This is a genomic window from Massilia sp. 05N420, assembly GCF_056397205.1.
Map to the genome: position 1 here is coordinate 44232 of NZ_JBFTMX010000034.1, position 14271 is coordinate 58502.

The window sequence follows — 14271 nt, forward strand, 5'->3', positions numbered from 1 at the left end:
GCTAAAGGAATGGATTGGTGGCTATGTAGTTGTTTTTTTGATACCTCACCTAGTATAGGCGAGTGTCGGCAATCGGTCCGCACGCTTGAATTGACGGGTAAACCCCTTGCAATTGAATACATCGAGAGGGAGCCGCCTGGCCCATAATGTGCGCATGACTATCTCGACCTCGACCTCGTCGCCGGGCCTTGGCGCCACCAGCGGCAGCCTGTCCAGCCTCTACACCAGCGCTACCCAGTCGCTGCTGGCGAAGAACCCGGCCGTCAAGCTCATCGACACCCAGCTGCAGCGCGACAATGCGCGCCTGTCCAGCCTGGGCAGGATGGCGCTCGCGCTGGACGGCTTCCGGAACGCCGCCGGCGGCCTGTCCGCCGCCGGGATGGACATGTCGGCCAGCAGCAGCACCAAGGCGGTCGAGGCCAGCCTGAGCGGTTCAACCGCCACGGCCGGCTCGCACACGGTCGAGGTCAAACAGCTGGCCCAGGCCCAGCAGCTGGCCAGCAAGGCCCTGGCCGCCCGCGATGCCCCGATCGGCAGCGGCGCCGCCACTGTGATCAAGATCGACACCGGTTCGGCGACCAAGTCGCTGCGCATCGACGGCAGCAACAACACCCTGGACGGCATCGCCAAGGCCATGCGCGACGCCGGCCTGAACGCCGAGGTGGTGCAGGACGGCAAGGGCTTCGCCCTCAGGCTGACCGGCACCAGCGGCGCGGCGAACGGCATGCGCATCAGCGTCAGCGGCGACCCGGCAGTGCAAGGACTGCTCTCCTACGGCAACGGCGGCAACAGCGCGATGACGGAAAAGACCGCGGCCCAGGACGCCCAGCTGGTGGTCGACGGCAAGACCGTCACGGCAAGCACGAACAAGGTCGACAAGGCCATCGCCGGCGTCTCGCTGACCCTGGGCGCGGTCGGCAAGAGCGAGGTGCAGGTGGCCCGCGATCCGTCCGCGATTGCCGCCAACGTGAAGAGCCTGGTAAGCGCCTTCAACACCATGGGCAGCCAGCTGGCCACGCTGCGCAGCGGCGACCCGGGCTCGGACTCGGCGCTGAACCAGGTGACCGCGCAGATCAATCAGGTGCTCGACGCCGCCGATCCGAAGGCGCTGGCCGAAATCGGCGTTACGCGCAAGAGCGGCGCCCTGGTGCTCGACGAGACCAAGCTGAAGGCGGCCATCGCCGCCGACCCGGGCAAGGTGACGGCGCTGTTCGCGAATGCCGGCAAGGGCCTGGCCGAACAGCTGGCAAAGCGTGCCGGCCAGCAGATCGCCACCGGCGGGACGGTGGCGAACCAGGCCATCGCGGTCAAGCAGGATGCCGACAAGCTGAGCGACAAGAAAGCGAAGATCGTGGACACCGTCAGCCGCCAGGCGGCGATGCTGGCGCAGCAGTATTCGCTGGCCGGATCGGGCCTCGGCGGCAGCGCGCTGTTCGGCAATGGTCAGGTCAAGCCGATGTCGCTGTTCGACTTCATGGCTTGAGCGGCAGCACGTAGCGTCCGTAGGGCACGCCGCGGATCGGCGGCAGGTCGGCGTCGCGCACGAAGCCGAGCGCCTCGTACATGCGCAGCGCCGAGGCCATGATCGGACTCGTATGCAGGCCAACCGCGGGCGCCCCGGCGTCGCGCGCCAGGCGCAGGCAGCCCGCCACCAGTTCCCTCCCCGCGCCCTGCCCGCGCCGCCGAGGATCCACCACCAGCATGCGGATCACCGACCACGCCATCGGGAAGAAGGCGGCGCGCGGCCGGCCGGGCCCGACGTGGGCGACCGCGCCGACGATCTCGCCCGCCTGTTCGGCCACCAGGATATCCGCGCCTGCCGCGAGATCGGCCATCCGCGCTATCCCCTCGATGAAGCCGGGCCAGTCGGTGTAATCCCGCGAATACTGCATGAAGGCGGCGCGCGCCACCGCGTTGACGGCCTCGCGGTCGCCTTCCTCGTAGGGGCGAACGCGGATCACGCCGCCCGCCCGATGTCGTCCTTGATCCACCACAGCGAGGGATTGTTGTCGGCCAGGTCGCGCAGCAGGTCCCATACCACCTTCACCCGGCGCAGGCGATAGAGGTCGGTGGGCGCGGCGAGCCAGAAGGAGCGTTCGGCGTAGAAGCCCGGCAGCACCGGCACCAGGCGGCCGTCGTCCGGGATCGCATAAGGCGGCGCCATCATCAGGCCCATGCCCAGCGCCGCCGCCTCGACCTGGGCGCCCATGCCGAGCGAGCAGAAGCGTCGCCGCGGCGTGAATCCGAGTTCGTTCAGGTAGGACAGCTCGCGGCTCGCCAGGCGGTCCTGCACATAATCGACGAAATCGTGGCCTTCGAGGTCGGCGTGGGTACGGATCGGCGGATGGCGCTCCAGGTAGGCGGGCGATCCGTACAGGTAGAAGCGGAAGGAAGCCAGGCGCGTGACCACGTAGCGGCCGGTGGCCGGTGGATCCAGCATCACGCCGAGGTCGGCCTCGCGGTTGGCCAGGTTGGCGAAGCGCGCCAGCGACAGCATCTCGATCGACAGGTCGGGATGCGTGTCGAGCAGCTTGACCAGCAGCGGCGCCACCACCCTCACCCCGAACACGTCCGGCACGCCCAGCCGCACCACGCCCTGGGCGCCGAGCTCGGTGCCGCCCAGCCGCTCGAGCGCGGCCAGCGACGCCCCTTCCATCGCTTCCGCATGCGGCAGCAGGGCGTGGCCCATCTCGGTCAGCTCGTAACCCTCGCGCGAGCGGTCGAACAGGGTAGTCCCGAGCTGGCTCTCGAGGCGGTCGATGCGCCGCGCCACGGTGGTGTGCTCGACGTCCAGCCGGCGCGAGGCGCCCGACAGGGTCCCCGCACGCGCCAGTTCAAGAAAGAAACGCAGGTCAGTCCACTCGGGCAAGGTATTCATAGGTTGATTGTCTGATATCAGCAACAATTATTGTGCACCAGTGCACATTTTGGCGCCAAGACTTTCCTTGAATCGGGTCTTCGGCCGCCTACCGCCAGAGTGAGACCCGGCGTTTTCAGGTCACACATGGGTGCGTCTCAAAACATCCCTGTGCATTTTTGCACACCTGTTGAGCGCGTTGTTATCTATTCAACCAGTCTTGTGCGGGGCAAACTTCCCTCCGTGCGAAAAAACCTGAACGCATGCGCTATCAATAATATTAGGAGACATACAATGCGTCGTACCGAAAACAGACTGATGCTGCTGAACCGTTCCGCCATCTCCACCGCCGTCCTGCTGGCGCTCTACGGCGCCGCGGTCGGGGTAGCCCATGCCCAGGAAGGTGCGGACGCCGCCAACGCCGCGCCCGCCGCCACCGCAAACACCAATGCCAATGCCAACGGCGACAACATCAACCAGGTGGTCGTCACCGCCCGCCGCCGCGCCGAACTGATCCAGGACGTGCCGGGCGCCGTCACCGCCATCTCCGGCGCCGAGCTGGAAAAGCAGGCCGTGCCCGACATCACCGCCCTGACCGACTCCACCCCGAACACCACCCTGAAGGCGTCGCGCGGCACCAATACCACGCTGACCGCCTTCATCCGCGGCATCGGCCAGCAGGATCCGGTCGCCGGCTACGAGCAGGGTGTCGGCATCTACCTCGACGACGTCTACCTGGCCCGTCCGCAAGGCGCCCTCACCGACATCTACGACCTCGAACGCATCGAAGTGCTGCGCGGCCCGCAAGGCACCCTATACGGCCGCAACACCATCGGCGGCGCCGTCAAGTACGTGACCCGCAAGCTGGCGCCGAAGCCCACGCTGGACGCCAAGCTCACCTTCGGCAACTACGGCGAGAAGGACCTTGTGGTCAAGGGCAGCATGCCGATCTCCGACATCCTGCGCATCGGCGCCACCGTCGGCACCTTCAACCGCGACGGTTTCGGCCACAACATCCTGAACGGCCGCCAGAACTACAACAAGGACGTGGTCGCCGGCCGCGTCAGCCTCGAGCTGACCCCGACCCCGGAGCTGTTCATCCGCCTGGCCACCGACAAGACCGTCGACGATTCCGAGGCGCGCCAGGGCCGGCGCCTGACCCTGGGCCCGGCACCTGGCAATATCCAGCCGGCCTCCGGCACCTACGACACCCGCGCCAACCTGTACAAGGTGCTGGGCCACGAGCAGCAGGTCACCGTCGAAGGAACGTCGCTGCTGGCCGAATACACGATCAACCCGACCCTGTCGGTGAAGTCGATCACCGCCTATCGCAAGTCGAAGTCCTATGCGCCGATCGACTTCGATTCGCTCGAACTGCCGCTGTGGGAAGCGCCGTCCTTCTACAAGGACAACCAGACCAGCCAGGAATTCCAGCTGACCTACACCGGCGACAAGGTGCAGGGCGTGGCCGGCCTGTTCTACATGAAGACCAATGCCTACAACGACTTCGACGTGCTGTACAACGCCGCCGGCGGCCTGTCGCTGCTGACCCACGACGACATCGACTCCAAGACCTGGGCCGCCTACGCCGACGCCAGCTACAACGTGACCGATGCCTTCAGCGTCACGGTGGGCGGCCGGTATACCGAGGACGAGCGTCGCGCCGAGATCTTCAAGCAGACCTACCTGGGCCTGAACGATTCGCCGCGCCTGGGCAATGCCGGCGCTGTCGCCTTCGGCGCGCCGAACACCAACCTCGGCAAGGATGCCCTGCACCGCACCGACAAGAAGTTCACGCCGAAACTCGGCTTCGGCTACAAGCTGACCCCGGAACACAATCTGTACACCACCTGGTCGAAGGGCTTCAAGGGCGGCATGTTCGATCCGCGCATGGACCTGGCCGCCACCGGCGGTCCGAACTCCGTCGTGTCGCTGGCCAAGCGCCGTGGCGTCGACCCTGAAGAAGTCAGCAGCATCGAGCTGGGCGTGAAGTCGTCGATGAACGGCGGCCGCCTGCAGACCAATGCCGCGGTCTTCTACACCGACTACAAGAACGTGCAGATCCCGGGTTCGATCCCGACCTATGCCGCCGACGGCAGCGTGAACGGCTTCGCCGGCAGCCTGACCAACGCGGGCAAGGCCAAGATCAAGGGCCTGGAACTGGAAGCGGTCGCCTACCTGACCAACCAGCTCAGCGTGAACGCGATGTACAGCTACATCGACGCCAAGTACAACGAGTGGATGGTGGCGAACGGCGCCAGCCTGGTGAACATCGCCGGCAGCACCGAGTTCCAGAACACCCCGAAGAACTCGGCCAACATCGCCATCAACTACGACTGGCCGGTCAGCATCATGGGCCGTTCGGGTTCGATGAGCTTCATGAACAGCGTCTCCTACAAGAGCAAGGTGTACCAGACCGAGATCGCGCGCAGCACCGGCGTGGCCACCCTGGACGCCACCATCCCCGGCAACCTGATGCTGGCCCAGGATGGCTATGCGCTGTGGGACGCGGGCGTGGTCTGGACCAGTTCCGACCGCAAGATCCAGGTCGGACTGCACGGCCGCAACCTGGCCGACAAGCGCTACAAGACCGCCGGCTACAACTTCTCCGGCTTCTTCAATACCGTGACCGCGTTCTACGGGGACCCGCGCACCGTGCGCGCCACCCTCAACGTGAAGTTCTGATCGCCCCGCCCGATGGCTGCAGGGCGTCCCGCGGGGCGCCCTTTTTTAAAATCACAACGGGGTCCAATGTCCAACTACACTGAAATCAGCTTTACGAGCGATGACGGCCTGCAGCTGTACGCACGCGATTACGCCTCCGCCTCGGGACCCGCGCGCCTGCCAGTGATCTGCATCCACGGCCTGACCCGCAACTCGGCCGACTTCGACGAACTCGCGCCGATGATCGCGGCGCTGTCGCGGCGCGTGCTGGCGCTCGACGTGCGCGGACGCGGACGCTCGCAGCGCGATCCCGATCCCGACAACTACAACCCGAACGTCTATGCCGGCGACGTGGTCAAGCTGATGTCCGACCTCGGCATTGCCCGCGCGGTCTTCATCGGCACCTCGATGGGCGGCCTGATCACCATGGCGCTGGCGGCCCGGGATATCGACCTGATCGCGGCCGCCATCATCAACGACATCGGTCCGGTGCTGTCCGAAAAAGGACTGGCGCGCATCGCCGGCTATACCGGCAAGACCGCCTCGCTGGCGTCCTGGGACGACGCCGCCCGCCACGTCAAGGACATCAACCTGTGCGCCTTCCCCGACAACTCCGATGCGGAGTGGGACAAGTGGGCGCGCCGCGCCTTCGAGCAGGACGGCGAGGGCCGGCTGGCGCCGCGCTACGATCCAAACATTGCCATTGCATTACAAACCGGTAAACTCCGTCCGACGTCCCTGGCGGGCCGCATGGCCTTCCGGCGGCTGGCGCGCAAGCGTCCCGTCCTGCTGGTGCGCGGCGAGCTGTCCGACCTGCTGGAGCCGCGCCAGTCCGACTGGATGCGGCGCGCCGCCCCCGGCATGCAGTACGTCGAAGTGCCCCAGGTCGGCCATGCGCCGATGCTGACCGAACCGGCGGCACTCGAGGCGATCGCCCGCTTCCTGGCGACCGTGCCCTGAATAAAACGCAGTGAGAGAAACGAGGAGACCCACATGACCCGCATCAAGCCCCTCCCGACTGCCCTGCTGGCAGCCTTCATCGCCACCGCCGGCGCCAGCGCCCTCGCCGCGCCCGATCTCAAGGTCGCCCTCATCGCCGGCAAGACCGGCGCCCTGGAATCCTATGCCAAGGAAACCGAGACCGGCTTCATGATGGGCCTCGAGTACCTGACCGGCGGAAAGATGGAAATCAACGGCCGCAAGATCAAGGTGATCGTCAAGGACGACCAGGGCAAGCCGGACCTCGGCCGCACGCTGCTGGCCGAAGCCTACGGCGACGACAAGGCCGACATCGCGGTCGGCACCACCTCGTCCGGCTCGGCGCTGGCGATGCTGCCGGTGGCCAAGGAATACAAGAAGGTGCTGATCGTCGAACCGGCGGTGGCCGACGAGATCACCGGCGCCAAGTGGAACAAGTACATCTTCCGTACCGCGCGCAACTCGATGCAGGACGCGCTGGCCGCCGCCTCGACCCTGAAGAGCGGCAGCGTGGCCTTCCTGGCCCAGGACTATGCCTTCGGCCGCGACGCCATCAAGGCCGGCAAGGAAGCTCTGGCCGCCACCGGCAGCAAGGCCAATGTCGTGCACGAGGAATACGCGCCGGCCGCCTCGACCGACTTCACCGCGCCCACCCAGCGCCTGTTCGACGCCCTCAAGGACAAGCCGCAGCCGCGCGTGCTGGCCATCGTCTGGGCCGGCCCGAACCCGCTGAACAAGATCGCCGACATGAAGCCCGAGCGCTACGGCATCACGCTGGCCCCGGGCGGCAACATCCTGCCGGTGATGAAGACCTGGAAGGCCTACGCCGGCACCGAAGGCACCATCTATTACTACTACGGCTTCCCGAAGAACAAGATGAACGACTGGCTGGTGGCCGAGCACACCAGGCGCTTCAAGGCCCCGCCCGACATGTTCACGGCGGGCGGCATGGCGGCGGCCGGCGCGGTCTATGCGGCGCTGTCGAAGGTGCCGAACGCGAACGGCGACCAGCTGGCGGCGGCGATGGAAGGCATGTCCTTCGAGACGCCGAAGGGCACCATGACCTTCCGCAAGGAAGACCACCAGGCCCTGCAGCCGATGTACCACTTCCGCATCAAGAAGGACCAGAAGAACGAGTGGGACCTGCTGGAACTGGTGCGCGAGATCCCGGCCAGCGAACTGCCGCTGCCGGTGCGGAACAAGCGCTGACATGGCGGACCAGGAACGACAGGCGCAGCCTTCCCTCGCGACCCGCGACCTGACGATCCGCTTCGGCGGCCACGTCGCGGTGAACGGGGTGACGGCCGCGTTCTACCCGGGCACCCTGACCGTGATCGTCGGCCCCAACGGCGCCGGCAAGACCACCTACTTCAATCTCATCTCCGGCCAGCTGGCGGCGACATCCGGCAGCGTGCACGTGGCCGGCCGCGACGTGACCCGCTACAAGGCGGCGCAACGCACCCGCCTCGGCGTGGGCCGCGCGTTCCAGCTCACGAATCTTTTCCCTGACCTGACGGTGCTGGAGAACGTGCGCCTGGCGGTGCAGAGCCGCGCCGGCATCGGCCTGAACATGTTTTCGGTCTGGTTCGGCCACAAGGAGATCATCGCGCGCGCCGAGCACTACCTCGAGCGCGTGTCGATGATCGCCAAACGCGACGTACTGGTGGGCACCCTGCCCCACGGCGACCAGCGCAAGCTCGAAGTGGCGATCCTGCTGGCGCTGGAACCGGAGATCCTGATGTTCGACGAGCCGACCGCCGGCATGAGCGTGGACGAGGTCCCGGTGGTGCTCGACCTGATCCACCAGGTCAAGGCCGAGCGCAACAGGACCGTGCTGCTGGTCGAGCACAAGATGGACGTGGTGCGTTCGCTGGCCGACCGCATCATCGTGCTGCACAACGGCACCCTGGTCGCGGACGGCGAGCCGCGCGAAGTCATGCAATCGAAAATCGTASAGGAAGCCTATCTTGGAACTCCGGAACATGTCTGAGCCGATCCTGACCCTGTCCGGCGTGCACACCCACATCGGCCAGTACCACATCCTGCAGGGCGTCGACCTGGTGGTGCCGCGCGGCGGCCTGGCGGTCCTCCTGGGCCGCAACGGCGCCGGCAAGACCACCACCCTGCGCACCATCATGGGCCTGTGGAAGGCCAGCGCCGGCAGCATCGTCTTCGACGGCCGCGACATCACCAGGATGTCGACCCCGGACATCGCGCGCGCCGGCATCGCCTACGTCCCCGAGAGCATGGCCGTGTTCTCGGAACTGACGGTGCGCGAGAACCTCTACCTGGCGGCCCGCAACGGCCCGCTGGATGAGGCGCGCGTCGACTGGATCTGCGGCTTCTTCCCGGCCCTGAAGAAGTTCTGGAACTACCCGGCCGGCAACCTGTCCGGCGGCCAGAAGCAGATGGTGGCGATCGCCCGCGCGATCGTCGAGCCGAGGAAGCTCCTGCTGGTGGACGAGCCGACCAAGGGCCTGGCCCCCGCCATCGTGCAGAGCCTGATGATGGCTTTCCGCGAGCTGAAGGACACCAACACCACCATCCTGCTGGTCGAGCAGAACTTCAATTTCGTTCGCAGCCTCGGCGATACCGTCAGCGTGATGGACGACGGTCGCGTCGCCCATGCCGGCCTGATGCACGACCTGGCCGGGGACGAGGCGCTGCAGCAGCGCCTGCTCGGCCTTTCACTGGATTCCCATCAATGAGCCATCAATGAGCGCAACCCTCCCCATCTCCCAATCCCAGGCGGAGGCCCCGCTGCCGGCGGCCCGGCGCGACCTCGCGCCCCTGCTGCTGGTCCCGGCGCTGGCCCTGGCAGTGCTGCCCTTCGTCTCCCTGCCGACCTGGCTCACCCTGACCGTGGCCGGCCTCGCCATGGGCATGATGATCTTCATCATGGCCAGCGGCCTGACCCTCGTGTTCGGCCTGATGAGCGTGCTGAACTTCGGCCACGGCGCCTTCGTCTCGGTCGGCGCCTTCAGCGCCACCATGGTGCTGCTGCCGATGCGCGGCTGGCTCGAAGCCGACTCCCTGCTCGCCAACCTCGGCGTGCTGGGCCTGGCCGTGCTGGTCGCCATGCTGGTGACGGCCCTGATCGGCTGGGCCTTCGAACGCATCGTCATCATGCCGGTTTACGGCCAGCACTTGAAACAGATCCTGATCACCATGGGCGGCATGATCGTGTCCGAGCAGCTGATCAACGTAATCTGGGGCGCCGAGCAGATCCCGCTGCCCCTGCCCGCCACCCTGCGCGGCGCCATCTTCATCGGCGACGCCGCGATCGAGAAATACCGCCTGCTGGCGGTGGTGGTCGGCCTGCTGGTCTTTGCCGCGATGTTCCTGACCTTAAACCGCACCAAGATCGGCCTCTTGATCCGCGCCGGAGTCGAGAACGGCGAAATGGTCGAAGCCATGGGCTACCGCATCCGCCGCCTGTTCGTCGGCGTGTTCGCGGCTGGCTCAAGCCTGGCCGGCCTGGGCGGCGTGATGTGGGGCCTGTACAAGGAAACCCTGGTCGCCAGCATGGGCAGCGAAGTCATGATCATGGTGTTCATCGTCGTCATCATCGGCGGCCTGGGCTCGGTGGGCGGCTGCTTCATCGGCTCCCTGCTGATGGCCCTGCTGGCCAACTATGCCGGCTTCCTGGCGCCCAAGGTGGCGCTGGTGTCCAATATCGTGCTGATGATCGCCATCCTGCTATGGCGTCCGGCCGGCCTGTATTCGAAGTCGCGAGGCTGAGCATGCTGATCAAACTTCTTTCCGGCGACCTGCCGCGCAGCCGCGCGTTGACCGCCCTCCTGCTCCTGACCCTGCTGGGACTGCTGCTGGCGCCCTTCCTGTTCAGCGGCGCGCGGCCGCTGAACACCGCGGCGACCATCTGCGTCTACATCGTGCTGGTGGCGTCCTACGACCTGCTGCTGGGCTATACGGGGATCGTCTCCTTCGCCCACACCATGTTCTACGGCATCGGCGCCTACGGCGTCGGCATCGCCCTGGCGAGCAGCGAGGAGCCCAGCTGGAGCATCGTCTTCGCCGGCATCGGCCTGGCCGTGCTGCTGACCGTCGTGCTGGCCTTCGTGATCGGCCTGTTCGCGCTGCGCGTGCGCGCCATCTTCTACGCCATGATCACGCTGGCGGTGGCGTCCTCGTTCGCGGTGCTGGCGTCCCAGCTGTCCGACTTCACGGGCGGCGAGGACGGCCGCACCTTCAGCGTGCCCGAGCTGCTGTCGCCCGGCTTCACCCTGGTCGAGAACGAGGTCTTCGGGCGCTCGATCGACGGCAAGCTGATCACCTACTACATCGTGTTCCTCGGCTGCCTGGTCCTCTTCCTGTTCCTGCTGCGCCTGGTGAATTCGCCCTTCGGCCGCGTGCTGCAGGCGATCCGCGAGAACGAGTTCCGCGCCGAGGCGCTGGGCTACCGCACCGTGGTCTACCGCATCTGGGCCAATGTGCTGGCCGCCGTCGTGGCCGCCCTGGCCGGCGCCCTGATGGCGCTGTGGCTGCGCTATGTCGGCCCGAAGACGTCGCTCGGCTTCGAGGTGATGACCGACATCCTGCTGATCGTCGTGATCGGCGGCATGGGCACCATGTACGGCGCGGTGGTCGGCGCCGCCCTCTTCATCATCGCGCAGAACTACCTGAAGACCCTGATGGGCCAGGCCTCCGAGGCGCTGTCCAGCCTGCCGATGCTGGCCGCCGCCCTGCATCCCGACCGCTGGATGCTGTGGCTGGGCGTGCTGTTCATCCTCTCGATCTACTTCTTCCCGATCGGCATCGTCGGCAAGCTGCGGTTCCGCCGCAAATGATGCCCCGTCGCTCCCGCTTTCGCGGGAGCGACATGCCTCATTCTCTCCGCCTCTTTCGTCCCGCCCCAGTCCCACTCCACGCCCCCTTCCAGCCAGCGCGGCGGTACTTCCAAAGTCCAGCCCGCACCTTAGTTGGATATCAACGCCTGTTGTCATCTCGATCATATGATGAGTTCAGCATGGCCTCGTCGATCAGCCAGCGCGAGCGGTTCACCATCCTACTGGCTAACAGGAAAGGGCTTTCAATGAAACCCGTCAACAATGTGATTGCGGCAGCGGCCTTCTCGCTGGCCGCGATCGGCGCCCCGGCCGCGCAGGCCGAAGGGGTCGAAGTACTCAACGAAGGATTCGGCAATGTCGGCGGCCTGAGCGGATGGGCCCAGGTCAACAACAGCCTGCCGGCGGCGGGCGATGGCTGGTTCCAGGGCAACACCGCCATCTTCTCCGCCCAGGCCGGCGCCGCCGACGCCTATGCCGCCGCCAACTTCCTCGGCGCGGCCAACGGCATGGGCACGGTCGACAACTGGCTGATCACCCCGACCCTGAACCTGTCGGGCATCACGGTGCTGAACTTCGCTACCCGCTACTCTGCCGATCCCGGCTTCAACGACCTGCTCGAAGTGCGCTTCTCGTCCGGTCCAAGCCTGGATCCGGCCGGCTTCACCACCATCCTCGCCACCGTCGGCGGGAATGCCGACTACCCCACCGACTGGCAGCAGTTCAGCGCCACGCTGGACGCCAGCGGCACCGGGCGCTTCGCCTTCCGCTACCATGGACCGGCCGACACCCTGAGCTACGTCGGCCTGGATTCGGTCAGCGTGGTGACCGCGGTGCCCGAGCCGTCCGCCTGGGCGATGCTGGGCGCCGGCCTCGGCCTGCTCGGCCTGCGCCGCCGACAATCGCAAGCCTGACCGGAGGATGCCATGTCCAGACAGAAGATGATGACCCTGAGCATGCTGGCCGCGCTGTGCGTGCTGGCTTCGCTTGCCATGCACGCCAAGGCCGCCGGCCAGCAGGAAAAGCAGGACCGGGGCGACCGCCAGGAAGGCATGGTGGTGGTGCGCGATCCGCAGACCGGCAAGATGCGGGCGCCGACGCCGGAAGAACTGCGCGTCCTGCGCGCCAAGGCGCCGCCCTCGGCCGCCGCGCTGAGCGGCACGCCGCAGCAGAACAAGGCCCTGACGCGGCGCGACGGCGCGCGCGGCGTGCGCCTGGGCGAGAAGAACCTGGTCTACGAGGTCGTCACGCGCGGCCCGGACGGCAAGCTGAGCAGCCAGTGCGTGCAGGGCGATGCCGCCGCCGACGATGCGCTGCACCATCCCGCCAACGCCGAGCACAAGGAGCACAGCCATGAAGCCCGCTGACAAGCCGAATGGCCATCCGCGCCTGCAGCAGGCCGCCGGCGCCGCCGTCGCCACCATCGCCCTGGCCCTGGCGCTGGCCATCGGCGCCGTCACCAGCGCGCATGCGGCCGCCAACATCGTGATCGTCAACCTGAACGATCCCGGCGTCGGCTTCAACGACCCGACCCCGGCCACCCCGGTCGGCGGCAATCCCGGCACCACCCTGGGCCAGCAGCGCCTGGTCGCCTTCCAGAACGCCGCCGGCATCTGGGGCTCGACCCTGAGCAGCAACGTCACGATCCGCATCGGCGCTTCCTTCGTGCCGCTGTCCTGCACCGCCACCAGCGCCGTGCTGGGCTCGGCCGGCGCCAACGAGATCTGGAGCGACTTTCCGAACGCGCCGCGCGCCAATACCTGGTATCCGAGCGCCCTGGCCAGCAAGCTGGCCGGCGAAGACGTCGCCACCCCGGGCCAGCCGCACATCATCGCGCGTTTCAATTCGCGCCTGGGCCTGTTTTCGGACTGCCTGCCCGGCTCCGGCTTCTACCTCGGCCTGGACCGCAACTTCGGCGACCAGATCGACCTCGTCACCGTGCTGCTGCACGAGTTCGCCCACGGCCTGGGCTTCCAGACCTTCACCGACGACGAGACCGGCCAGGAGATCATGGACATCCACTCGATCTGGGACTACTACCTGCTGAACAACCAGACCAAGCGCACCTGGGTCGAGAGCACCGCCGCCGAGCGCGCCCAGTCGGCCGTGACCTGGCGCGGACTGTCGTGGAACGGTCCGCGCGTGACCGCCGCCGTGCCCCAGGTGCTGGCGCCGATGTCGAACCTCGCGGTCTCCGGCAGCGCCGCCGGCCAGGCCGCCGGCAACTACGAGGTCGGCGACGCCTCCTTCGGCCCGCCGCTGGCGAATCCGCCGGTGAGCGGCCAGCTGATGCCGGTGGTCGACCAGGGTGACGGCAACGGCCTGGCCTGCACGCCGCTGAGCGCCCTGAACGCGCTGGCCGTACGCGGCAACATCGCCCTGGTCGACCGCGGCAGCTGCGACTTCGTCACCAAGGCGAAGAACGTGCAGACCGCCGGCGCGATCGGCATGGTGGTGGCGGACAATCAGACGGGCGACGTCGCCGGCATGAGCGGCAACGATCCGACCATCGCCATCCCCTCGGTGCGCATCACCCAGGCCAACGGGGTGTCGATCAAGGCCAGCCTGCAGCGCCGCTCGCGCACCCAGTCGGGCGTGGTCGCCAGCCTGGGCATCAACCAGAACCGGCTGGCCGGCACCGATGCGCAGGGCCGGATCCTGATGTACACGCCGACCATCTACTCGCCCGGCTCGACGGTGTCGCACTACACCACCGAGGCCAAGCCGAACCAGCTGATGGAACCGTCGATCAACGACGACCTGACGCATGACGTGACGCCGCCGCGCGATTTGACCTATCCGCTGCTGCAGGATATTGGCTGGTGACGAGCGGCTGGTGAGGAGAAGCAGGCCACCCAGGGGTTGTGTTGATGTGTAATTCCGGCAATTATTTATAACTTGTTGTAAAATTGCCCGGAATCAACATTATCTAAAAATACAAACCTGGGGGTCGGCAATGTGGCGATA

The 14271-nt window shown here is 66.8% G+C and carries 13 protein-coding genes; 11 read left to right on the forward strand and 2 right to left on the reverse strand.

Features of this window, described 5'->3' with window-relative positions; translation table 11 throughout:
• Positions 1-154 precede the first annotated feature (154 nt).
• Positions 155-1483, forward strand: a complete 1329-nt coding sequence (fliD, locus tag AC1DIX_RS20135; protein WP_477326829.1) for a flagellar filament capping protein FliD — start codon at positions 155-157, stop codon at positions 1481-1483.
• On the opposite strand, the gene AC1DIX_RS20140 is transcribed toward fliD, so the two are convergent.
• Positions 1473-1961 (reverse strand): GNAT family N-acetyltransferase, encoded by a 489-nt coding sequence (locus AC1DIX_RS20140; RefSeq protein WP_477326831.1) that lies wholly within the window; start codon positions 1959-1961, stop codon positions 1473-1475. The two genes, fliD and AC1DIX_RS20140, sit on opposite strands and share 11 nt — an antisense overlap.
• The gene (locus AC1DIX_RS20145; protein WP_477326833.1) at positions 1958-2878 is read right to left on the reverse strand and encodes a LysR family transcriptional regulator; all 921 of its coding nucleotides are present in this window, start codon (positions 2876-2878) and stop codon (positions 1958-1960) included. Before AC1DIX_RS20145 ends, AC1DIX_RS20140 begins: the two co-directional genes overlap by 4 nt.
• A gap of 273 nt (positions 2879-3151) precedes the next feature.
• Between AC1DIX_RS20145 and AC1DIX_RS20150 the strand changes: the two genes are divergently transcribed.
• The 10 genes from AC1DIX_RS20150 (at position 3152) to AC1DIX_RS20195 (ending at position 14130) form a co-directional block, all read left to right on the forward strand.
• A complete protein-coding gene (locus AC1DIX_RS20150; RefSeq protein ID WP_477326835.1) occupies positions 3152-5542 on the forward strand; it encodes a TonB-dependent receptor in 2391 nt (796 codons plus the stop codon).
• A 66-nt stretch (positions 5543-5608) separates the two neighbouring features.
• The gene (locus tag AC1DIX_RS20155) at positions 5609-6481 is read left to right on the forward strand and encodes an alpha/beta fold hydrolase (protein WP_477326837.1); all 873 of its coding nucleotides are present in this window, start codon (positions 5609-5611) and stop codon (positions 6479-6481) included.
• A gap of 33 nt (positions 6482-6514) precedes the next feature.
• Positions 6515-7708: a substrate-binding domain-containing protein gene (locus tag AC1DIX_RS20160; protein WP_477326839.1), complete on the forward strand. Its 1194-nt coding sequence runs from the start codon at positions 6515-6517 to the stop codon at positions 7706-7708.
• A gap of 1 nt (position 7709) precedes the next feature.
• Positions 7710-8489: an ABC transporter ATP-binding protein gene (locus AC1DIX_RS20165; protein WP_477326841.1), complete on the forward strand. Its 780-nt coding sequence runs from the start codon at positions 7710-7712 to the stop codon at positions 8487-8489.
• Positions 8482-9207 carry an ABC transporter ATP-binding protein gene (locus AC1DIX_RS20170; protein ID WP_477326843.1) on the forward strand — a complete coding sequence of 242 codons (726 nt, stop codon included), beginning with the start codon at positions 8482-8484 and terminating at the stop codon, positions 9205-9207. The genes AC1DIX_RS20165 and AC1DIX_RS20170 overlap by 8 nt, the downstream gene beginning before the upstream one ends.
• Positions 9208-9214: 7 nt before the next feature.
• Positions 9215-10240, forward strand: a complete 1026-nt coding sequence (locus AC1DIX_RS20175) for a branched-chain amino acid ABC transporter permease (RefSeq protein WP_442123084.1) — start codon at positions 9215-9217, stop codon at positions 10238-10240.
• A 2-nt stretch (positions 10241-10242) separates the two neighbouring features.
• Positions 10243-11307, forward strand: coding sequence for a branched-chain amino acid ABC transporter permease (locus tag AC1DIX_RS20180; protein ID WP_477326845.1), 1065 nt, complete (start codon positions 10243-10245; stop codon positions 11305-11307).
• Positions 11308-11552: 245 nt separating this feature from the next.
• Positions 11553-12218, forward strand: a complete 666-nt coding sequence (locus tag AC1DIX_RS20185; protein ID WP_477326847.1) for a choice-of-anchor J domain-containing protein — start codon at positions 11553-11555, stop codon at positions 12216-12218.
• Positions 12219-12230: 12 nt separating this feature from the next.
• Positions 12231-12671 carry a post-PEP-CTERM-1 domain-containing protein gene (locus AC1DIX_RS20190; protein ID WP_477326849.1) on the forward strand — a complete coding sequence of 147 codons (441 nt, stop codon included), beginning with the start codon at positions 12231-12233 and terminating at the stop codon, positions 12669-12671.
• On the forward strand, positions 12658-14130 hold the full coding sequence (locus tag AC1DIX_RS20195) for a PA domain-containing protein (protein WP_477326851.1): 1473 nt from the start codon (positions 12658-12660) through the stop codon (positions 14128-14130). Before AC1DIX_RS20190 ends, AC1DIX_RS20195 begins: the two co-directional genes overlap by 14 nt.
• Positions 14131-14271: the final 141 nt, after the last annotated feature.

What these genes read in the sequence shown, in the direction of transcription:
- AC1DIX_RS20155 (WP_477326837.1), top strand. Translation starts at nt 5,609, where the DNA reads ATGTCCAACTACACTGAAATCAGCTTTACGAGCGATGACGGCCTGCAG.
- fliD (WP_477326829.1), top strand. Translation starts at nt 155, where the DNA reads ATGACTATCTCGACCTCGACCTCGTCGCCGGGCCTTGGCGCCACCAGC.
- AC1DIX_RS20160 (WP_477326839.1), top strand. Translation starts at nt 6,515, where the DNA reads ATGACCCGCATCAAGCCCCTCCCGACTGCCCTGCTGGCAGCCTTCATC.
- AC1DIX_RS20185 (WP_477326847.1), top strand. Translation starts at nt 11,553, where the DNA reads ATGAAACCCGTCAACAATGTGATTGCGGCAGCGGCCTTCTCGCTGGCC.
- AC1DIX_RS20170 (WP_477326843.1), top strand. Translation starts at nt 8,482, where the DNA reads ATGTCTGAGCCGATCCTGACCCTGTCCGGCGTGCACACCCACATCGGC.
- AC1DIX_RS20145 (WP_477326833.1), bottom strand. Translation starts at nt 2,878, where the DNA reads ATGAATACCTTGCCCGAGTGGACTGACCTGCGTTTCTTTCTTGAACTG.
- AC1DIX_RS20195 (WP_477326851.1), top strand. Translation starts at nt 12,658, where the DNA reads ATGAAGCCCGCTGACAAGCCGAATGGCCATCCGCGCCTGCAGCAGGCC.
- AC1DIX_RS20175 (WP_442123084.1), top strand. Translation starts at nt 9,215, where the DNA reads ATGAGCGCAACCCTCCCCATCTCCCAATCCCAGGCGGAGGCCCCGCTG.
- AC1DIX_RS20150 (WP_477326835.1), top strand. Translation starts at nt 3,152, where the DNA reads ATGCGTCGTACCGAAAACAGACTGATGCTGCTGAACCGTTCCGCCATC.
- AC1DIX_RS20190 (WP_477326849.1), top strand. Translation starts at nt 12,231, where the DNA reads ATGTCCAGACAGAAGATGATGACCCTGAGCATGCTGGCCGCGCTGTGC.
- AC1DIX_RS20180 (WP_477326845.1), top strand. Translation starts at nt 10,243, where the DNA reads ATGCTGATCAAACTTCTTTCCGGCGACCTGCCGCGCAGCCGCGCGTTG.